Genomic DNA, 20,462 nt, shown 5'->3' on the forward strand with positions numbered 1-20,462 from the left:
AACCGATCTGAGGCGTTCGCGAATCCGTCTCTGAGGAAAAATGCCGAAACGACGCGTTTTCGCGGTAGGCATTTTCGGTTTGTCCGCCGATAACGGACTTGAGAGGCCGTTCGACCGAATTCGGACGGCAATCAGGGTGGCAACGCGGAAGACAACTTCCGTCCCTACGAGGGACGGGAGTTTTTTTTATTTTTCGAAGGAGGTTTCAGGAATGCTCGATTTAAAATACGTACGCAATCATTTCGACGAAGTGAAGGAACGGTTGCAGCATCGCGGGGAAGATTTAAGCGCGCTGGATCGGTTCGAGGCGCTTGATGAGAAACGCCGTGAACTTATTCAAAAAACGGAAACGTTGAAGCAGCAAAGAAATGAAGTGTCTGAACAAATTGCGAAAGCGAAAAAGGCGAAAGAAGATGCCGCGGACAAGATTGCCGAAATGCGGGAAGTCGGCAAGGAAATTAAGCAATTGGACGAATCGTTGAACGAAGTGGAAGCGGACTTGCAGCAAATCCTGCTGACGATTCCGAACGTGCCGCATGAAAGCGTGCCGATTGGCGAAGATGAGGATGACAACGTCGAAATTCGCCAATGGGGCGACGTGCCGACGTTCGATTTTGAGGTGAAGCCGCACTGGGATGTCGGCGTCGATCTCGGCATTCTCGACTTTGAACGGGCAGCAAAGGTGACCGGCAGCCGATTCGTGTTTTATCGCGGACTCGGAGCGCGTCTCGAGCGGGCGCTCATTAATTTTATGATGGATTTGCACCAGTCGGAGCACGGCTATGAAGAAATGCTCCCGCCGTACTTGGTCAACCGAGGCAGCATGACGGGAAGCGGCCAGCTGCCGAAATTTGAGGAAGATGCGTTCAAAATTCGCGAGTTTGATTACTTCTTGATTCCGACGGCTGAGGTGCCGGTGACGAATTACTTCACGGGAGAAATTTTACAAGCAGACGATTTACCTGCAAAATTCGTTGCTTACAGCGCGTCTTTTCGTTCGGAAGCAGGTTCTGCCGGCCGTGACACGCGCGGACTTATCCGCCAGCATCAATTCAACAAAGTCGAGCTCGTGCAGCTTGTAAAACCGGAAGATTCTTATGCGGCGCTCGAAGAGCTCACTGGTCACGCGGAAAAAGTTTTGCAGCTGCTGGAGCTGCCTTATCGCGTCATGAGCATGTGCACCGGCGATCTCGGCTTCCACGCAGCGAAAAAATACGACATCGAAGTTTGGCTGCCAAGCTATGACACTTACCGTGAAATCTCCTCTTGCTCGAACTTTGAGGATTTCCAGGCGCGGCGCGCAAACTTACGCTATCGCCCCGAACCGAAAGCGAAGCCGGAATTTTACCATACGTTGAACGGATCCGGACTCGCCATCGGCCGCACGGTCGCCGCAATCCTCGAGAACTACCAGCAAGCCGACGGTTCTGTCGTGATTCCGGAAGCGCTTCGCCCTTACATGGGCAACTTCGACGTCATTTCAGCACGGTGACCATCATGCGTGAGCGTGCAGTAAAGGCCGCGATGCAGTTCGTCTCCGAACACTTTCCCGCTTGCCGAGCGGCATTGCTTGCCGGCAGCCATGTACGCGGTGAAGGGACATCGACGTCAGACCTTGACATCGTAGTCGTCGACGAAAGGGTTCCTTCCGCATATCGGGAGTCCTTGCATGCCTGCGGCTTTCCGATCGAGCTGTTTGTTCACAACCTCACCTCGTACAAGACGTTTTTTCGTCAGGATGCGGCACGCGCGCGGCCGAGTTTGCCGACGATGGCCGCTGAGAGTGTGGTGCTTGTCGGCGATGCGCTGGCCGCTGAAATGAAACAAGAGGCGGCAGTACTGCTGGCCGCGGGTCCGCCTCATTGGACGTCCGAGGAAATCGAAGCGAAGCGTTACACGATCAGCGAACTGCTTGAGGATTTCGAAGGATCGAGCGATCCGCAGGAAGATCTTTTCACCGTCCAGGCACTCGCCGTGCATTTGCATGAGTTTGAGCTGCGGACGAAGGGCCATTGGATTGGCGAAGCAAAATGGATCATGCGCGCCTTGCGCAACTACGATCGGAATTTTGCCGAGCGGTTTTATGAAACGTTTGAACGCTTTTGGCGGGCACGGGAAAGGGAGGCGCTCGTCGCCTTCGCCGAGGAGATTTTACGGCCCCACGGCGGCCGCTTGTTTGAAGGATTTTCACGGGCGAAAAGCATGTGATGCCGTCTGGACTCACATGTTTTTTTGATGTGTTAAAATTGTGAAAATGGGTATTTGCGGATCCCCTTTCGCGGTTGTTTTTCGCGGGAACATCCACCGAAGTCGTCAGTAAAAACGTACTGGATGACTGCAAATTAATTGCGATCTAACCTTTGTGATATGATGAGTTCAACAATGCGGCGTTTCGAAAGGAGGACGGCCATGTATAAGAAGCTTAAGAAACTCCATCATCTCAACGTATTTCTGTTTTTCCTGTTGCTTTTGACGGGAATTCTTTTGTACTGGCCCGCTTTCCGCCAACATTACCCGCAACAGCGCATTTGGGCGCGTGATGTTCATATAATCATCGGCTTATATTTGGCGTTTCTCCTATTGCGATTCCTCTATCGAGGGTTGGCTGATCATTGGGACCGGCTTGCAAAACAGGGGGCCGTCGGCAAAAAGGCAAATTTGACGTTCATCGTCGTTGTGACCGCGATTATGACTGTGAGCGGCATCATTCTTTGGGGGCAACGGCTGCTGCCGTTCTGGCTGAACAGTGTTTCCCTCGTTTTCCATGATTGGACCGTGATCATTGCGTTGCCTTTTATCATTTTTCATATGGTCACGAGGATGTGGTGGGTGCGCAAGCAGCGAAAAGCCGTTGGCGATACAACGTATGTTCCGAAGACGCTTGCTTCGCTGCCAAGACGGGATGTGTTGAAATTCGGGATCGGTGCCTTGATCGCTTTGATCGTCGGCCCCGTTTTGTATCAGTCAATGAAAACGAAATGGTCGGCGTCCACGGGGAAGATTGACCAGTTGGCGAACGTCGTCCGCGGCGACAAAAATCACCTCGTGCCGAAGCCAAAGCCGTTGCCGGCGTCTCGTCCCCCGAAAGGCGGCGGGTACGAAGGGAGGTTCCGTATTTATACGGTGACGCCGATTCCGGCGTTTGATAATCAAAGCTGGGATTTTCGCATCGATGGACTCGTGAAACATAAGCAACATTGGAAATGGCAGGAGTTTATTACCCTTCCTCGAAAAGTGCAAGTAAGCGATTTTCATTGCGTTACGGGGTGGTCTGTTTATCACGTCACGTACGAAGGCATTCCATTAACACAATTGCTGAAAATGGCCGGGGTAAAATCGAGCGCCACCCACGTGAAATTTTATTCCGGGGACGGGGTTTATACGGACTCGCTTACCGTGAAACAAGCGCAAATGAACGACGTAATGGTGGCGATGCTCATGGACGGGAAGTTGATTCCTTCGGAATTCGGCGGTCCGGTGCGGCTGATCGTGCCGAAAATGTACGGCTATAAATCGGTCAAATGGCTCAACCGGATTGAATTGATCGATCATGACCATACCGGGTACTGGGAGCAGCGAGGTTACAGCAAAAATGCATGGTTGTCGTAAGAAAAGGAGGCACTTATGCTGAAAGCAGTCATTTTCGATTTCGACGGGACGTTGGCGGATACGCTGCCGATCGTGTTCCGGTCTTTCCAAGAAATCTTTCGATCTTATAAAAATGAAACGAAAACCGCTGAAGACATTAAAGCGTTGTTCGGTCCTTCGGAGGAGCGGATCATTCGCGGCGTCTTCGACGAGAAGGACTATGCGCAAGCGGTTGAAGATTATCATGATTATTACTGGAAGCATCATGACAAATGGGTGAAGCGGTCGCGGGAAATCGAACGTTTGCTGCAGTTGATTCGTGAGCGGGGACTCAAACTCGCAATCATGACGGGAAAAGGAAGGCGCAGCCTCGACTTGTCGTTGAAGGCGCTTGGAATGGAAAAGATGTTTGACATGACGGTGACCGGTGATGAGGTGGTCCGTCCGAAACCGGATCCGGAGGGGTTGTTAAAAATTGTTGAGGCGTTCGATGTATCGCCGAACGAGGCGGTCTTTGTCGGCGACAGCGATACGGACGTGCGCGCCGGAAAACGGGCGGGGATGGAAACCATTGCTGTTCAATGGCTTTCCACCCCGCAGACCGAAAACTTCGCGGAAAGTCCCGATCATCTTTTTACCGATCCGGCTTGTTTTCAAGTTTGGCTTGAACAAGCGTTAGCTTCTAAATGACGCCCTCTCTTTTGAGTTGCTCGAGTTCTTGTTCACTGAAATCGAGCAACCCTTCATAAATTTCCTTATTGTGCGCGCCGAGCCGCGGCCCTGCCCAATTCAGGTTTCCGGGCGTACGGCTCAGTTTCGGCACAATACCGGGCATATGAACCTCCCCTAAATCTTCATCTTCTATCTTTTGAATCATGTCCCGGTAATGGTAATGCGGATCCTTTGCAATGTCGGCAATGCTGTAAATCGGACCGGACGGGATCGCATGGCTGTCCATGATTTCCATCACTTCGCTCAAAGGCTTCGACGCGGTCCATTGAGCGATGAGGTCGTCGAGTTCCTGTTGATGTTCGCCTCGTGCTTCATGCGTGCAAAAGCGGCTGTCATCCTTCCATTCCGGATGTCCGATCGCTTCCGTTAACCGATTGAAAATGTTGTCGGCATTGGCGGCGATGATTACCCACTTTTGATCTTTTGTCATATATGCGTTTGATGGTGCGACTTTCGGCAGGATCGTCCCGGTCCGTTCTTTGATGATGCCGTATTTGTAATATTCGCCGATCGCGTTTTCCATCAAAGCAAACACTGACTCGTACAAAGCAACGTCGATCAACTGGCCTTGTTCGTCGTTATGTTGCTTTTGGTGGTAAAGAGCGACCATCGCTCCCAGTGCACCAAACATGGCCGCGACGGAATCGCCGATGCTGATGCCGACGCGCGGCGGCGGCAAATCCGGATAACCGGTGACGTAGCGAATGCCGCCCATCGCTTCGCCGACGCTGCCAAATCCCGCCCTGTTGCTGTACGGCCCGTCTTGTCCGAATCCAGAAATACGGACCATGATCAGTTTCGGATGGATCTTCTTCAAATCTTCGTAACCGAGCTTCCATTTTTCAAGCGTGCCGGGGCGGAAATTTTCGACGACGATGTTGGCCGTTTTGCATAATTGCCGGGCGATCTCCTGCCCGCGTGCCGTTTTCAAATTCAATGTGACACATTTTTTGTTTCGCGACTGGGTCGACCACCAAATCGATTTGTTCTTTTCGACTTTGTTCCCCCATTTTCGGATCGAGTCTCCTTGTTCGGGCATTTCCACCTTGATGACTTCCGCGCCGTAATCGGCAAGAAGGCGTCCCATGAACGGGGCGGCAATGAAATTTCCGAGCTCGACCACTCTAACGCCTTCGAGCGGCGATTGTTTCCGCAATTCGTCTATCATGATTTTCCTCCTATCCCGGAACAGAATCGGCTGGATGAAGATCATCCGTTTTTCCGGCTTTCATCACTTGACCAGGCAATGTCCGGCCCATTTGTTTCTCGAGTCCGCGGGCACACGCGATCAGCCGGTCCAGGTCGATTCCCGTTTCATAGCCGCACAGGTGCAGCATGTGAACGAAATCCTCACTGCATATGTTTCCGCTTGCCCCCGGCGCGAACGGACAGCCGCCGAGTCCCGCCAATGAACTGTCGAAATGCGTGACGCCGGCTTCGATTCCGGCGAGTGCATTGGCTAAGCCCATTCCTCTCGTGTTATGCAAATGAAGCTGCAATAGGAGATGCGGCCATCGTTGCAAGATTTGCCGGCAAGTTTCTTTTATTTGCAGCGGATGCGCCATGCCCGTCGTATCGGCGAGGCAGATCGAACGAATGCCGGCTGCGGCTAATGGTTCGAGCAACGGCCATAATTTCTGAGCAGAATAGACGCCTTCGAAAGGACAGCCGAAACTCGTCGCCAGCCCTACGTTTAACGGGATGTTGGCCTGTTTGCTCATTTCGGCGAGCCGTAAGGCGAAAGTCAGGCTTTGCTGCACCGATTGGCGGCTGTTTTTGCGATTGTGCGTTTCGCTGGCCGAGAACACATAGTTGATTTCATCGACTTTCGCGGCCAAAGCTCTCTCCGCGCCTTTTTCGTTTAACACGAGTCCGCAAAAGACGACGTCGTCCACCCGCTGAAACGCGGCGAACAGTTCCTCGGCATCTTTCATGTTCGGGACGAGGACGGGGTGAACGAAAGAAGACAGTTCAAACCTTCGCACCCCGGCGGCGATCAAATCGTGCACAAGCGCGATTTTTCGTTCCGTGTCAATCCATTCCGGCTCAATTTGAAACCCGTCTCTCGTCACGACTTCGGTCACTGTGATCGATCGTTTCATCGCGTTTGCATCCTTGTCATCAACCGGTTCCGCCTAAATAGTGAGGCAGGAACGTGGCAATTTGCGGAAACAAAAGCACGAGTACGATAACGGCAATGACCGGAAACAAAAACGGAAGTACGGCGCGCACGAGCCGGTCGAATTTAATGTCGGAAATTCTCGTGATCGCAAACAAAACCATGCCGAACGGCGGTGTCAGTTCACCGACCATGAGCGTCAAAATCATGATGATCCCGAAATGCAGCGGATCCCCTCCGGCAGCGACGACGACTGGAACGAGAACAGGTGTTGCAATGTTAATGGAAACGATTGAAGACATGAAACAGCCGAGAAACAGCAGGAAGAGAATGATCATAATCATGATGGCCCAGTAATCATCGGAAATTGTCAGCATGATGTTGGATACGACGACGGGGATTTTTTCCCGGGTCAAAATCCAGGAAAATACGTTGGCAATCGCCAAAATGATCATGATCATGCTGCTGTCTTTCATCGTTTTGTTGAAGATGTCGTAAAGTTTCCGCCAAGAAATCGACCGATACACGAAAACGCCAAGAATCAAGGCGTAAAAGGCGGCTACCGCGCCGGCTTCCGTCGCCGTGAAGGCGCCGCTGATGATGCCCCCGATCAAAATGACAGGTGTCATTAACGGGAGAAACGCATGTTTGAAAGCAAACATAATTTGTTTGAATGTGGCTCGTTTTTCCGACGGATAATTTCTTTTGCGAACGACATATGCGATATAAAGCATTAACGAGACGGCCATCAACAAGCCCGGAATGATGCCTGCGATTAACAGCGCATTGACAGAGACACCACCTAAAATCGCATAAAGGATGATCGGAACGCTCGGAGGAATGATCGGTCCAATTAAAGATGAAGCCGCAGTTACGCTGCAAGAGAAATCGAGATCGTATTTTGCATCGCGCATCGCTTTAATTTCGATTTGGCCGAGACCGGCGGCGTCGGCGGTTGCCGAACCGGACATCCCGGCAAAAATTACGCTGGCGAGTACGTTCACGTGAGCCAACCCGCCTTTGAAATGCCCGACGAGCGCTTTCGCAAACATAAACAGCTTTTCCGTCGTTCCCGATTCGTTCATCAAGCGGCCGACAAGCAAGAACAATGGGACGGCGAGCAACGCGAAACTGTTTAAGCCGAAGACGGTTTTTTGGGCAATCATTTCAAACGGGATGTCGAAAATTCCGCGATCGACAATAAAGTATACAATCGTGCTGAGCCCCATCGAAAATACCGCGGGGATACCGAGTACGAGAAAGATAACGAGCGAACACAATAAAATGATTAAGGTCATGGCCGCGCCTCCTTATCGCCGAGTTGAAGCGCGCTGGTCACAAGCTGCTTCAGGAAAAACAGCGTCATAAACGCCGATCCGAGCGCCGCACCGAGATAGAGTATGCCTTGCGGGAGAGGAATCATCGTCAGTCGAATTCCCCAGCTCGAATGCGTCATAATCACGCTTCCGATCAACAAGGCGACCATGGATAAAGAGGAAAAGAATGTAATGATTAAATAAAGGATCATTTTCGTTTTCGGGTGAACGTTCTCGATCCAACGGTCGATCAGATCGACGCGCAAATGTTCGTTCGCGTGTACCCCGAGTGCCGCACCGATCAGCACCGACCACATGTTCAAATAGCGCGAAGCTTCTTCAGTCCACGTCAAGGGCAAGGAAAGCACATACCGGAAAAACACTTGCAAAAGAATACAAATGAAAAAGGCGATGAACAACAACGTTGAAAAATGGTCCAACAGTTTATCCAATCTGCGCCAAAACAGCTGCATATCCGATCACAACCTTTGCTAAGGGGGAAAAAAGGAGAAGTGCCTCCTCCTTTTTCCCTATTTTCTGAAATTATTTGTTGTTGATGGCTTTCATTGCTGCTTCATATACTCCCGGGGCGAGATCGCGTTCAATGATTTTCTTGTTGATTTCTTTTGCTTTTTCCATGAACGCTTCACGATCGGGATAAATCACTTCCATGCCGTGATCTTTACATTCTTGGACAAACTGTTTGTTCAAGTCCTCGATTTGCGGCTGAATGTAAGCAATCGTTTCGTCCACGGCATCTTGAATGAGTTTTTGTTCGGCCGGGTTGAACGAATCCCACGTTTTCGCGCTGATCAACCACGTTTGGAACAGTTCGATATGTTTCGTCGCGATTAAATATTTTTGGTAGTCCCACATTTTGCGTCCGGCGATGTTCGTCAAGAAATTTTCTTGCGCATCTACGGTTCCTGTCTTTAACGCGGTTACGATTTCAGGTGCCGCAATCGGTGTAGGCAGCGCTCCGAGTTCTTTCCAGATGTCGACCCACCATTGAATGTTCGGCATCCGAATTTTTAATCCGCTCATTTCCTCAGGAGTTTTGAATGGTTTGTTGCTTGTTGTCCATCTTGGACCGTAGCCGTGGAAGCCGAGCGGGGATGCCGCCTTTTTCGCGATCGAGCTTTTTAATTTTTTCGCCGATCGGCCCATTCATGAACCGTTTCACGCTTTCGTAATCCGGGAACAAGTACGGGAGCATCGCGATGTTGTATTCCTTATAGTATAAATCCGCTTGGACCACGTTGTAGCCCATGTCGAGTTCGCCGAGTTTCATTTGTTCGAGCGCTTCTTTTTCGCTGCCGAGTTGTCCGCCCATGAAGAAATTGATTCTCATTTTCCCGCCGCTCTTTTGCTCGACGAGTTCGGCGAATTTCTCTTTGATTCTTTTATCAATTCCGGAATCTTCCATCGTTGTCGCAAAAGTTAACGTTCGATCACGAATTTCATTGTCCGATTGGGCTGAAGATCCGTTCCCCGAGTCCCCCGAACCGTTTGATCCGGACGAGGAAGTCCCTCCGCCGCAACCGGCAAGCGCAAGCATTGTGATGAGTGCCAAACATAGAACCGTCCATAATTTCTTCACTTTCCAAAACCTCCCCATTTTTCAATTGGATTGCAAGCTTGTTTTCATCGTTTCCAGGTCGTTGTGCAAATGCTCCAACATCATCGTTTCCGCTTTCTTTTCATCTCTTTCGGCAATCGCCTCCACAATGTGTTTATGATCAGGTAAAAACGTTTGTAATCGGTCGTAACGGCTGAGCACGAAACGGTACATGTAAATGCGCCCTTTCAAAGGAGTGAGCAATTTAAGCAAATGCGAGTTGTGGCTGGATTGGACGATGTGTTCGTGAAACGTCTGGTTCAGCTGTAAGACCTGTTCGTTATCTCCCTTGGCTAAGGCTTGTTCAGTTGTTTCGTAGATGGTTTTGAGCTGTTCAATTTCTTCGTTCGACGCTTGAAGGGCCATGCTTTTCGCCGCAAGTGCTTCCAGGACTGCGCGGCATTGGGACATTTCTTCAAAATCTTGCAGAGAAGCGGAAAAGACGACATAGCCGTTCTCCGATTCTTCCACCCATCCTTCAGCTTCAAGCGTTCGAAGTGCTTCGCGCACGGGCGTCCGGCTGATGCCGAGCTGTTCGGAAAGCAAACTTTCGCTTAATCGTGCGCCCATTCGGATTTCGCCGCCCACCATTTGTTCAATGAGCACATCGGTCACTTGTTTGAACAAAGGAACCGATTTTTCAAGCCGGGAAAAGGATGCCATCAATGTACGCTCCTTTCGGATTATATTCGATAACTCTCAGTATACTGTATACAGTATAAACACAAAATTCAAAAAAGTAAATAATATTTTTTGCACAAAAATAGCATCCTCGTTTGGATGCTGTACGGATGCTGAATGTTCGCTCTTACCAGTTGTTTAAGATCGTGTGCAACTGCTTGAGAACGGCTGCCAGATCGGATTGATTTTTTACAAAATCGCATTTATCGCCGTCGATGCGAAGTACCGGGATGTCCTGATTTGCCGCTTGAAATCGCTCCATGAACGTTTCATAGTCTGCGCGCAGTTGTTTCAAATAATCGGTAGAAAGATGTGTTTCCGCCTTTCGGCCACGCATCGCGATTCTGTTCAGCAAGGTTTCAAGGCTCGCGGTCAAATAAATGACGACGTTCGGTTTCGGCAAATCATCGGTCAATAGATGATAGATTTGCATGTATTTATCGTAATGTTCGCGCGTCAACGTGCGTGAAGCAAAAATCTCGTTTTTAAAAATATGATAGTCAGCGGTAACGGCTTGATTGCGTGCCAAATAGTCGCGCTGTACATCTTCAAGCTGCTTAAACCGGTTGCAAAGAAAGAACATTTCCGTTTGGAAGCTCCATTCTTCCACGTTTTGATAAAACTTCCCGAGAAAAGGATTTTCTTCGGCGATTTCTTCCACTACGGGAAAACCGAAATGGTGACCGACGGCCCGTGCCAACGTCGTTTTTCCGACGCCGATCGGCCCTTCGACGGCAATGAAAGCAGGCGGTTTCACGGCGAATCTCCTCTCGTCCGATGAGTAATTGTAGTATAGCATGCAATTTGGTATAATGCGTGGGGAGCCTGTCCCAGTAGCTCAGCTGGATAGAGCAATCGCCTCCTAAGCGATAGGTCAGAGGTTCAAATCCTCTCTGGGACGTCAACGGAGCCTTGTGCAATCAAGGTTCTTTTTTTGTTTCGATTCGGCGGGCATCAAACCGGATGGCTGCATGTGCGAGTGCGGCACCGACCGTGGTCGGCTTCAATTTTTTCGCGGTTTGATGTAAAATGAAGGTGGAAGGTTACGAGTCAAATCCTTGTCCCCTCTATCTCGTCTATTGATGTTGGCGAACTTGTATAATCCGTCACGTGTTTGGACATCATAGAGATAGAATCAAGGAGGGAATTTGGATGAACGAGAAGGTGCATCGTCTCATTGTCAAGGCCGTAATGACAAGGATGCCGGACAGCCGCGAACAGGTAGAGGACTTCTTCATCGGATTTGACGGATGTGATCGACCTTATTTACTGTTGCCGACCCCTTCCGAATTAGGAGAAGACATGATCTTTACGATTCGTTTGATCGGGGACCGGACCAACAAATACCGTTTCAGACCAGATACGAATTTTACTAGAATTCCATTTCGAAGACTCCGCTATTTCTTTGATGATAAAACGTTTTTCTTCGGTCCCGAAGAAAACATGCTTGAACGCTTGTTAGAGGGCGAAATTTACGAGACGTACAGAGAGTGGATTCATAATTTGTGCGACCCGCGAAAAAAGAGAAAACAAATTTCGTAACGAGTTGTCGGAATACCGGCAACTTTTTTTTTTGGGAAACGGACAAAAAATGCATCCCGTTTGAGAATGATTTTAAATAGAAAGGGGGTGAAATCGAGAGGTGACAAAATACGGATGGGTCAGTCTGTTAGCCGTGGTCTTATTTTTTACTATTCCGGCAGTGGTGTTTGCGTCCGGAAATCATGAATCATCGGAAAAAGGTCACGGAAATCACCGGGGTCCCGACAAAGCCGAACGAACAGTCGATCCTTCAACGGAAAAAGCCGTAAACTTATCCGTGCATGCGGATGAACATGCGGTTGTGAATGCGAACGTCAAGGCGGACGAAGCGGAGATCCTGGACGAGGCGGAAAAATCGCTGCCCCCGAAAAGCCGCGGTCGGACAAAGACGGAAATCACCGTCGAACAGACCGGGAACAAGAGTGTCGACAAAGCGATGCGAAAGCTGAACGACGCTGTGCGCAAAGCTGTCGGGAAAGCGAAAGAACGCCTCCAGAAGGCGGAGGATCATGCGTCTAAGTTAGTGAAAGCTCGTAACGCCGCGAGTAGCGAAGGTGCGTCCGAAAAAGGTGTACATTCGAACAAGCGGGTGTCAACGAACGAATTACATAAACGTTCCGGAGCATCCGCGTCGGATGTTCGAACCGAACGGCATACGAAAACCGGGACGCCGAAACAACAACAAGAAGTTGTGACGAATGCGGCGGACGATGAATCTGAACCGTCTTCTCAAGATGTTCCGAAACGGACCAGTCCGAAGATTCCGGATGCAATCCTGTCGTGGTTTGCGCCGGGTACCGGCATGTTTCAGCCGAACGGGGAACGGAATGGTCATGAGCTCAATCCGTCATTCTGGGGATTTGCGATGTTGCATCAGAATGAGCGCGGAAACGGGTTGATGAACCCGTTCGTTCTTCTTCAGGAAACAAGATACCGGACCCAATGGATCCACGCGCCGCCTACGCCGCCGCCGAAATCAAACTCCTTTTCATCCAACACGATTTAATACCCAACAACGAAAAGGAGAGATTCGATTATGAAATTCATGTTGAAAACGGTCGTATTTGCGGCTGCACTGCTGTTTACCGTTGTCGTAAGCGGACAAATGACGGAGGCTGCCGGAAATGGGAAGGCCCACGGCCACCATCATGCGAAAGCGTCTTTGAAAGTTGCCGTTAAAGCGGATGACGATGTAAAGGCTGACGTCGAAGAACAAGCAGACGAAGATGTTGATGCACAAGCAGACGTGGATCAAGATTCCGACGAGCAAGCCGACGTCGAGAAAACGAACAAGAGTTGGGAAAACAAAGTTCATTCGCAAGCTGCGGAACACGCAAGCGAGCAGGCAAAACTGCACGCTTCCGCTAACTCTGCGGTACACGCGGTAGCGGAAGAAAACAGTGACGTGAAGTCGGACGACGACGCAACAGTGGAAGAAGAAGGCGACGTTAATACGGACGACGACGCGACAGTGGAAGAAGAAGGCGACGTTAATACGGACGACGACGCAACAGTGGAAGAAGAAACGGACGCAGACGCGGATACTGACGCGACAGTGGAGGAAGAAACGGACGCAGACGCGGACACTGACGCAACAGTGGAAGAAGAAACGGACGCAGACACTGACACTGATGCGACGGTAGAAGAAGATGAAGAAGTAAACAAAGACACGGATGCAACGGTCGAAGACGAAGTGGATGCAGACGACAGTGAACAAGCGAGCACGGAAGAGGACGTTCAAACGAGCCTTATGAACAAAATCAACGCTCAAGCCGCTGAACATGCAAGCGCACAAGCCCAATTGCATGCGGCTGATAACTCCGCCGTTCTTGCGGTAGAGGAAGAAGAAGCCGGTGACGTCAGCGAAGACACGAACGTTGATGAAGACGTGCAAGCGGATACGGAAACGGAAGAAGATGCTTCTTCTGAAGATGTCCTCGTCTTCGATTTGCAACAGCAGTAAGAAAGGTTAGGACCGGGAGTGATCCCGGTTCTCTTTTTTTTAGGTTGAGACATCCATAGCTGACCGTGCTTCAGACAATTATATAGTGTATGATGGGTATTGGAGATACCCTGTCTATTGGTACGATAATTAAAAGAGAGGATTCACTTGATGCGAAGGTACGTTATTATTTGTATGAGCATAATTTGTGTAATACTCTTACTTACTTCATGTAAAAATAGTAAAAATGTCGAAGGAAATAACAAACAAGTTTCTTCTGTTCATATCATGTCATTCATACAAAATGTAGAAGAACATTCTGATTTCACGGATCAACCAAAAGGTTTTCAAGTGATTGCAAACATTAAAAAGACATTTGATGACAATACTCAAAATGTTTATATCGTTTGTGAACTTACAATTGATAAACCTAAAAAGCAAATGAAAAATGTTTACATCACCTCAGTCTTTAACACGGAGATTAATAAATATCTTTTGGTTGATTATCCATATATAAGTAATCGCGCTGGAGAAGCGGTTACCATTTTTCCGAATAAATACCCAAAAGGTATGGTAGTAGGTCGGGCGTTCATAGCGAAAAAAACTGTAGATGACACGGATGATTTAAAAGATTTATTTACCAATATGAAAACCAAAATTACTTGGGAGGATCAATCCGGCAAGCGTCACTCCGAATATATTATGCTGGATAAGGACGAGATCAGTTTAGATAAAAGTGTAATCACTTACTTTCAAAAATCCATAAAAAATAACTTGAAACCATAACGTCAAAAATATGATACAAGCGAGGGAGTTTCTCCGTATGGGGGCAAAGACGTGAGTGCACCTCATACGGGGGCTTTCTTTTTTGACAAACCATTCTGTTTTGGAGGAAGTGGAAAGGTTTATTCAAACACGGAGGCGGTACGAGTGGAAATTGTCGGACTTAACCATCTAACGTTTTCGGTGTCAGATTTGGCGCGTTCGGTTGAATTTTATCGGGAAGTGTTCGGGGCCAAATTACTCGTCAAAGGCAGAAAAACGGCTTATTTTGACTTAAACGGGCTCTGGCTCGCGCTGAATGTGGAGAAAAACATTCCAAGAAACGAAATTCATGGCACTTACACGCATATTGCGTTCACGGTGCGAGATGAAGATTTTCAGCCGTTTTGCGACAAGCTGGAGGCGCTTGAAGTCAACGTTCTAAAAGGACGAATCCGGGACGAACGGGATAAAAAATCGGTGTATTTCACGGATCCGGACGGCCATAAATTCGAGTTTCATACGGGCAGCCTGCAAGACCGATTGGACTATTACCGCGAAGAGAAACAAGAGATGGAGTTTTTTGAATGAATAACGATGAAAAATATATGAAGAGAGCGATGGCGAAAGCGAAAGAAGCAGCAGCGATAGGGGAAGTGCCGATCGGTGCGGTGATCGTGCAGGGAGATGAAATCATTGCAGCGGCCCACAACTTGCGCGAAACGGAGCAGCAGGCTACGGCGCATGCCGAACTGTTGGTGATTGAGGAAGCCTGCCGAAAGACCGGGTTTTGGCGGCTGACGGGATGTACATTGTACGTGACGCTCGAACCTTGCGCCATGTGCAGCGGGGCGATCGTGCAGTCGCGGATTGAGCGCGTCGTGTATGGTGCAGCGGACCCGAAGGGCGGCTGTGCGGGCACGTTGATGAACTTGCTGCAGGAGAGCCGGTTCAACCATTGTGCTGAAGTTACGGCAGGCGTGCTTGCTGAGGAATGCGGTCAAATGCTGAGCGATTTTTTCAAAGCCTTGCGAAATCGTTGAAGGTGCGGCATAGTATTTATCCTTGAAAAGCCCAGGGAAATGTGGTACATTAATTCATGGCTTTTCGGGAGGCAGAAAGTCTTTATTTTTCTCACCTCTAACCTCCCACTTCTCACATCTAATACGGAGGCGTACCCAAGTCCGGCTGAAGGGGACTGACTCGAAATCAGTTAGGACGTCAATCGGCGTCGCGGGGGTTCGAATCCCTTCGCCTCCTCCATTTTTATACATAGTTGCCCAACCTCTTCGGATGAGTCCGGGGAGGTTTTTTGATTGTGACGGAAACGAGGCATCGTCGACCCAATCATCTTGACAAAAAATTCAAACCGATCCATAGTCAAGGGGTAAACGTTACCCTCGGATGATTCGACAAGCGAAAGCCCTGTCGCGGCCATAAGTGAAGCGGAGGCAACAACGACGATGACATTTTTTTCTAATTTTATCGGATTTATTATGGTGACCGCTGTCGTGGTGCTGCCTTTTGTTTCTCCGATTAAAGCGTGTTACAAAGGGGAAATGTCCGTAAGGAAACAGACCATTTTCATCCTATCTTTGTTCATCCTCACCTTCGCCGGGTTTTCATTGCTTTTCGGTCCGCTGACCTTCAGTCCTCAAGTCGTCTCCGGAAACGGAAATCCCGCGTGGTTCGTCATCCCCGAACTGGTCGCCTTGTTCGCCGTCCTTGCATGCTTTCTCTGGATTTCGGCCAGCCAATTGTTTCAGCATCGGAAAACAGTCTCCGTTTCGTTCGTTCTCTTTACCGCCATTGTTCTCATTTTCTTATGCATCATCGGAGAAGTACGGTTCGTTCAAGATCTCGTCGTTGCGCTTGGAGGCGGTCCAACCGAGCATGAATCGGTGATTTATCGGTACGGGTGGCTGAACATTTATACGAACAAACTGTATTTCAACGGTTATACTTTTGCAGCTGGAGTATTTTTCAGCATATCGATCGGAGGAATCGTTGCCCTTGTGAAGAGGAACACCAAGTCGGGCCCGTAATGATTTTGAAAAATTTGTCACTCGGTACCGGTTGCTTTTTTCACGCAAACGTTTTATACTAACGAGTGCCGTGCTAGGCGGGGAGGCAGCGGTGCCCTGTACTCGCAATCCGCTACAGCGAGGCTGAATCCCTTTTCGAGGTCCAATCGTTTTAAGGTCTGGCGCAAGTAAGTGATGTTGACGTTCGGGTCCTGCGCAACGGACACCCATGAACCCTGTCAGGTCCGGAAGGAAGCAGCAGTAAGTGGGCTTTCTCCGTGTGCCGCGGGAGTGCCTGGACCGAGTTAACTGCTTGTGTTCGCTTATGGGCGGTTGGATCGACAGAAGGTGCACGGCGTACATATTTGAAAAAAGCGAAGCTTTTTTCTGAAGTGAGAAGTGAGAGGTTGGCATCGGCCAAATTGGTGAGCGAAGCCAATTTGATTTTTTAAGGAATCCGCTCGGGAGATGAGCGGGTTTTTTTCTATTTTTAAATCGGTTATAATTAAGGAAGATCAAGAGGAAAAGAGGGTATGGGATGAGTTATCAGGCGCTATACCGCGTTTGGCGGCCGAAATGTTTCGCCGACGTGGTCGGCCAGCAGCACATCACGAAAACTTTGCAGAACGCCTTGTTGAAGCAGCAACCGTCCCATGCCTATTTGTTTACGGGTCCGCGCGGCACAGGGAAAACAAGCGCGGCGAAGATCGTCGCGAAAGCGGTAAACTGCGAGCAGGCACCGACAGCGGAACCTTGCAATGAATGTTCCTCATGCCGGGGAATTGCCGACGTTTCGATATCCGATGTGATTGAAATTGACGCGGCGTCAAACAATGGCGTCGATGAAATTCGCGACATTCGCGACGGTGTCAAATATGCGCCGAGTGCCGTCCGCTATAAAGTTTACATCATTGATGAAGTTCACATGTTGTCTCCCGGGGCTTTCAATGCGCTTTTAAAGACGCTTGAAGAGCCGCCTGAGCATGTGCTGTTTATTTTAGCAACGACGGAACCCCACAAGATACCATTGACAATCATTTCCCGTTGTCAACGGTTCGATTTCCGGCCGATATCCAACGGGGCGATCGTGGGACAATTGAAAAAAATCCTCGCCGCTGATGCCACCGATGCGGATGAAGACGCTTTAAAATTGATTGCCCAAGCGGCCGAAGGCGGAATGCGCGATGCACTCAGTTTGCTTGATCAAGTGCTTTCTTTCTGCGACGGCCAAATTTCGGTGGATGACGTGCTTGACGTCACGGGATCGGTTTCGCGCGAATTTCTCGCTCATGTAACGCAGGCTGTTTTGGAGAAAGATGCTTCGGCTGGCATTGAAGCGATCGGGACGTTGATCGAAAAAGGGAAGGATCCGGTCCGCTTTCTCGAGGATTTGATTTATTATTACAGGGATCTTTTGCTTTACAAGACGTCCGCGGAGCTTGAAAACGTGTTGGAACGCGCCGAAGTGGACGATCATTTTAAACAATTAGCCGAGGCGATGGACAATCCGGCCATTTACCGAATCATTGAGACGCTCAATGCGAGCCAGCAAGAAATGAAGTGGACGAATCACCCGCGCATTTTTTTGGAATTGTCGATCGTCAAGCTTTGCCGTCCAGAACCATCGGCTCCTCAGGCGGCGGTTCAACCGGATGCCGGTGTCGTCGAACGCATCGAAAAGCTGGAACAGCAGTTGAAGGAATGGAAGAACCAACCGGCAAGAGAAACGGTTGCAGAATCTCCTTCGGAGTCGAAGCGGAAACGGCGGCCGGCGGGCAAATCTACGTTCAAAGTCGACATCGGACGAATCAAATCATTGCTTGATGAAGCATCGAAACCGGCGTTGCAGCAACTCCGGGCAAAATGGCAAGACATTATGGAAAATGTGCGCGTCCATAAAGTGTCTGCGCACGCCTGTTTAATCAACAGCCAACCGGTCGCTTGCTCGAGTGAAAGGTTTTTGCTTGCTTTCAAACATGACATTCATTGTAAAATGATCAATGACAATCTTGAGCATCAACAGATCGTGATGCAGGCCGTTCGCTCCGTTTTGGGGACCGACCTCGAATTGTTGACAATACCTGAGAACGAATGGGAAAAGCTGAAAGCGGCCTACATCCGCAAGCAGCGCGGAAGTGCCGAAGATGAGAGTGCCGAAGGCGAAGATCCGCTGGTCGCGGAAGCGAAGAAATTGTTCGGAGACGAATGGGTCGAAATCAAATCATGAGGAAAAGGCGGCGATTCGAATGAAAGGCAACATGAACAACATGATGCGTCAAATGCAAAAGATGCAAAAGCAAATGGCGAAAGCGCAAGAAGATCTTAAAGAGGAAAAGGTTGAAGCCACGGCTGGCGGAGGCATGGTGACTGTTGTCGCGAACGGCCATAAAGAAATCTTGGACGTAAAAATCCAAGAGGAAGCCGTCGATCCCGACGACGTCGAAATGCTTCAAGACCTTGTGCTGGCGGCGACGAACGAAGTGTTGAAAAAGGTGGATGAACTGACGAATCAACGGATGGGCAAATTCACAAAAGGCATGAATCTGCCGTTCTAACCGACTTGATGCGTACATGTACTTAATGGAGGCAAATGCCGTGCATTACCCCGAACCGATAGCAAAACTCATCGACAGTTTTATGAAATTGCCGGGGATCGGCCCGAAAACGGCCGTTCGTCTGGCTTTTTTCGTGTTAGAAATGAATGACGACGATGTTTACGATTTCGGAAAAGCGCTTGTTCATGCGAAGCGCGACCTTTTATCTTGTTCAGTTTGCTTTAATATTTCCGACCGCGATCCGTGCCCGATTTGCGATGATCACGGGCGTGATCGTTCGGTCATATGCGTCGTTCAAGATCCGAAGGACGTCATCGCCATGGAAAAAATGAAAGATTATACCGGACTCTATCATGTGCTGCACGGAGCGATATCTCCGATGGACGGCATTGGTCCCGAAGACATCAAAATATCCGAATTGTTAAAACGGCTGCACGACGAAACCGTTCAAGAAATTATTTTGGCGACAAACCCGAATGTCGAAGGCGAAGCAACCGCTGCGTATATCGCCCGTTTAGTGAAACCGGTCGGAATCAAAATATCCCGGATTGCTCACGGTCTTCCCGTTGGCGGCGATCTTGAATATGCCGATGAGGTAACGTTGTCGCGTGCGCTTGAAGGCCGGCGGGAAATGTAAGGCATGTCGTCTTTTAAGGAGGAGAACGAACGGTGATGAAACGAAAACGCCGCTTGCGCAAGCAAGTCAATGAACGATTGCTGGATGCAATTTCGCGGGCGAAACAAGATTGGCTGCGACAAAGGGAAATGGTTGAGAAAAGCATTGACCCCGCCGACAGTGTGATTCATGAATTGAAGCTCGCGGAATCGCGTTATTTCTTTTTGTTGAAAGAAGCGAAAGTTCTTTTTGCCGACCACCCTTCATAAAGTGAAGTGAAGGGAGGGCTTGACCTTGGAACCGATGTATATCATCGCCATGATCGGCGGGTTGATCGTTCTGTTGTTGGTCATCGGCGCGCCGGTGAAACCGATTCGCTGGATCGGAGCAGCTGCCGTTCGCCTTATGATCGGTGCTTTGTTTTTGTTTTTCCTCAATATTTTCGGAACTTCCCTTGATTTGCACATTCCGATTAACTTGATCACGACGGCGGTCTCCGGCTTTTTGGGCATTCCCGGATTGTGTGTGCTCGTGGCGATCAAATACTTGATTTTGTCTTAATTTGGAAGACGGATAGCCGTTGACACTGTTTTTGGACCATGTTATATTAATTCTTGCGCCGCGAGAGCGCGGCATTCCGGCGGCCGCTCTTTGGACCGCCGCTTTCGATGCGGCCAAATGTCATTCAGCCTAACCGGCGATCTTTTTTATCAAAAAAAGTATTGACATGTCATGTGACGCCGTGTTATCTTAGTAAAGTCGCTGTTTGGCGGCACCGGTGGAACCTGATACGGATTCTTTCCTATTATAAGGGAAACCGGAAAAGAGGAAGTTGTTCCTTGAAAACTGAACAAAAAGCCAAGCGTGACGAGGAAACTCGTCGATTTAGAGATTGGATGTGAGAGGTTGGAGGTTGGATTTCCGGCTTTTCAGTTCTCGCAAAAGATCTCTTCCTTTAATCAAGCAA

24 protein-coding genes, 2 tRNA genes, 1 other RNA gene and 1 other annotated feature (1 of these 28 cut by a window edge) are annotated in these 20,462 nt (G+C 49.4%); of the genes, 19 read left to right on the top strand and 8 right to left on the bottom strand.

Annotated elements, in window-relative coordinates; genetic code table 11:
- Positions 1–169 (top strand) — a binding site (T-box leader) (it extends 65 nt beyond the left edge of the window).
- A gap of 42 nt (positions 170–211) precedes the next feature.
- The 4 genes from serS (at position 212) to VFK44_05020 (ending at position 4,278) form a co-directional block, all read left to right on the top strand.
- Entirely contained in the window at positions 212–1,492 is a 1,281-nt protein-coding gene (gene serS, locus VFK44_05005) for a serine--tRNA ligase (protein HET7627732.1), read from the top strand.
- 5 nt (positions 1,493–1,497) lie between these two features.
- Positions 1,498–2,208: a nucleotidyltransferase domain-containing protein gene (locus VFK44_05010; protein HET7627733.1), complete on the top strand. Its 711-nt coding sequence runs from the start codon at positions 1,498–1,500 to the stop codon at positions 2,206–2,208.
- 201 nt (positions 2,209–2,409) lie between these two features.
- Positions 2,410–3,609, top strand: a complete 1,200-nt coding sequence (locus VFK44_05015; GenBank protein HET7627734.1) for a molybdopterin-dependent oxidoreductase — start codon at positions 2,410–2,412, stop codon at positions 3,607–3,609.
- A gap of 15 nt (positions 3,610–3,624) precedes the next feature.
- Positions 3,625–4,278 (top strand): HAD family hydrolase, encoded by a 654-nt coding sequence (locus VFK44_05020; GenBank protein ID HET7627735.1) that lies wholly within the window; start codon positions 3,625–3,627, stop codon positions 4,276–4,278.
- On the opposite strand, the gene VFK44_05025 is transcribed toward VFK44_05020, so the two are convergent.
- The 8 genes from VFK44_05025 to VFK44_05060 all read right to left on the bottom strand — a co-directional run bounded on the left by VFK44_05025 (position 4,271) and on the right by VFK44_05060 (position 10,811).
- Entirely contained in the window at positions 4,271–5,488 is a 1,218-nt protein-coding gene (locus VFK44_05025) for a CoA transferase (protein HET7627736.1), read from the bottom strand. The two genes, VFK44_05020 and VFK44_05025, sit on opposite strands and share 8 nt — an antisense overlap.
- A 10-nt stretch (positions 5,489–5,498) precedes the next feature.
- Positions 5,499–6,422 (bottom strand): hydroxymethylglutaryl-CoA lyase, encoded by a 924-nt coding sequence (locus tag VFK44_05030; GenBank protein ID HET7627737.1) that lies wholly within the window; start codon positions 6,420–6,422, stop codon positions 5,499–5,501.
- Between the two features lie 19 nt (positions 6,423–6,441).
- Positions 6,442–7,737 carry a TRAP transporter large permease gene (locus tag VFK44_05035; protein ID HET7627738.1) on the bottom strand — a complete coding sequence of 432 codons (1,296 nt, stop codon included), beginning with the start codon at positions 7,735–7,737 and terminating at the stop codon, positions 6,442–6,444.
- Complete coding sequence (locus tag VFK44_05040) at positions 7,734–8,228, bottom strand: TRAP transporter small permease (protein HET7627739.1); 495 nt, start codon at positions 8,226–8,228, stop codon at positions 7,734–7,736. The genes VFK44_05035 and VFK44_05040 overlap by 4 nt, the downstream gene beginning before the upstream one ends.
- Positions 8,229–8,298: 70 nt before the next feature.
- Positions 8,299–8,922: a TRAP transporter substrate-binding protein gene (locus VFK44_05045; protein ID HET7627740.1), complete on the bottom strand. Its 624-nt coding sequence runs from the start codon at positions 8,920–8,922 to the stop codon at positions 8,299–8,301.
- Positions 8,804–9,355, bottom strand: a complete 552-nt coding sequence (gene dctP, locus VFK44_05050) for a TRAP transporter substrate-binding protein DctP (protein ID HET7627741.1) — start codon at positions 9,353–9,355, stop codon at positions 8,804–8,806. Before dctP ends, VFK44_05045 begins: the two co-directional genes overlap by 119 nt.
- A gap of 21 nt (positions 9,356–9,376) precedes the next feature.
- The gene (locus VFK44_05055; GenBank protein HET7627742.1) at positions 9,377–10,036 is read right to left on the bottom strand and encodes a GntR family transcriptional regulator; all 660 of its coding nucleotides are present in this window, start codon (positions 10,034–10,036) and stop codon (positions 9,377–9,379) included.
- Positions 10,037–10,181: 145 nt separating this feature from the next.
- Positions 10,182–10,811, bottom strand: coding sequence for a deoxynucleoside kinase (locus tag VFK44_05060; GenBank protein ID HET7627743.1), 630 nt, complete (start codon positions 10,809–10,811; stop codon positions 10,182–10,184).
- Positions 10,812–10,881: 70 nt separating this feature from the next.
- Here VFK44_05060 and VFK44_05065 point away from each other — a divergent pair.
- The 15 genes from VFK44_05065 to VFK44_05135 all read left to right on the top strand — a co-directional run bounded on the left by VFK44_05065 (position 10,882) and on the right by VFK44_05135 (position 20,056).
- Positions 10,882–10,955, top strand: a tRNA-Arg gene (locus VFK44_05065).
- Positions 10,956–11,206: 251 nt separating this feature from the next.
- Positions 11,207–11,596, top strand: a complete 390-nt coding sequence (locus VFK44_05070; GenBank protein HET7627744.1) for a hypothetical protein — start codon at positions 11,207–11,209, stop codon at positions 11,594–11,596.
- A 100-nt stretch (positions 11,597–11,696) separates the two neighbouring features.
- Positions 11,697–12,602, top strand: a complete 906-nt coding sequence (locus VFK44_05075) for a hypothetical protein (protein ID HET7627745.1) — start codon at positions 11,697–11,699, stop codon at positions 12,600–12,602.
- Between the two features lie 30 nt (positions 12,603–12,632).
- Positions 12,633–13,559: a hypothetical protein gene (locus VFK44_05080; GenBank protein ID HET7627746.1), complete on the top strand. Its 927-nt coding sequence runs from the start codon at positions 12,633–12,635 to the stop codon at positions 13,557–13,559.
- A 150-nt stretch (positions 13,560–13,709) separates the two neighbouring features.
- Positions 13,710–14,324, top strand: a complete 615-nt coding sequence (locus tag VFK44_05085; protein HET7627747.1) for a hypothetical protein — start codon at positions 13,710–13,712, stop codon at positions 14,322–14,324.
- A 144-nt stretch (positions 14,325–14,468) separates the two neighbouring features.
- Entirely contained in the window at positions 14,469–14,891 is a 423-nt protein-coding gene (fosB, locus tag VFK44_05090) for a metallothiol transferase FosB (GenBank protein HET7627748.1), read from the top strand.
- Entirely contained in the window at positions 14,888–15,343 is a 456-nt protein-coding gene (gene tadA, locus VFK44_05095; protein ID HET7627749.1) for a tRNA adenosine(34) deaminase TadA, read from the top strand. Before fosB ends, tadA begins: the two co-directional genes overlap by 4 nt.
- Positions 15,344–15,468: 125 nt before the next feature.
- Positions 15,469–15,563: transfer RNA gene (locus VFK44_05100), tRNA-Ser, on the top strand.
- Positions 15,564–15,763: 200 nt separating this feature from the next.
- On the top strand, positions 15,764–16,345 hold the full coding sequence (locus VFK44_05105) for a hypothetical protein (GenBank protein ID HET7627750.1): 582 nt from the start codon (positions 15,764–15,766) through the stop codon (positions 16,343–16,345).
- A gap of 68 nt (positions 16,346–16,413) precedes the next feature.
- Positions 16,414–16,680: signal recognition particle sRNA large type (ffs, locus tag VFK44_05110), an RNA gene on the top strand.
- Between the two features lie 182 nt (positions 16,681–16,862).
- Positions 16,863–18,551, top strand: coding sequence for a DNA polymerase III subunit gamma/tau (gene dnaX / locus VFK44_05115; protein HET7627751.1), 1,689 nt, complete (start codon positions 16,863–16,865; stop codon positions 18,549–18,551).
- 19 nt (positions 18,552–18,570) lie between these two features.
- Entirely contained in the window at positions 18,571–18,879 is a 309-nt protein-coding gene (locus VFK44_05120) for a YbaB/EbfC family nucleoid-associated protein (GenBank protein ID HET7627752.1), read from the top strand.
- Between the two features lie 40 nt (positions 18,880–18,919).
- Complete coding sequence (recR, locus tag VFK44_05125; protein ID HET7627753.1) at positions 18,920–19,516, top strand: recombination mediator RecR; 597 nt, start codon at positions 18,920–18,922, stop codon at positions 19,514–19,516.
- A gap of 35 nt (positions 19,517–19,551) precedes the next feature.
- Positions 19,552–19,764, top strand: coding sequence for a YaaL family protein (locus VFK44_05130; protein ID HET7627754.1), 213 nt, complete (start codon positions 19,552–19,554; stop codon positions 19,762–19,764).
- Positions 19,765–19,789: 25 nt separating this feature from the next.
- A complete protein-coding gene (locus VFK44_05135; protein HET7627755.1) occupies positions 19,790–20,056 on the top strand; it encodes a pro-sigmaK processing inhibitor BofA family protein in 267 nt (88 codons plus the stop codon).
- Positions 20,057–20,462 lie beyond the last annotated feature (406 nt).

Source organism: Bacillales bacterium, from assembly GCA_035700025.1.
GTDB lineage: Bacteria > Bacillota > Bacilli > Bacillales > DASSOY01 > DASSOY01.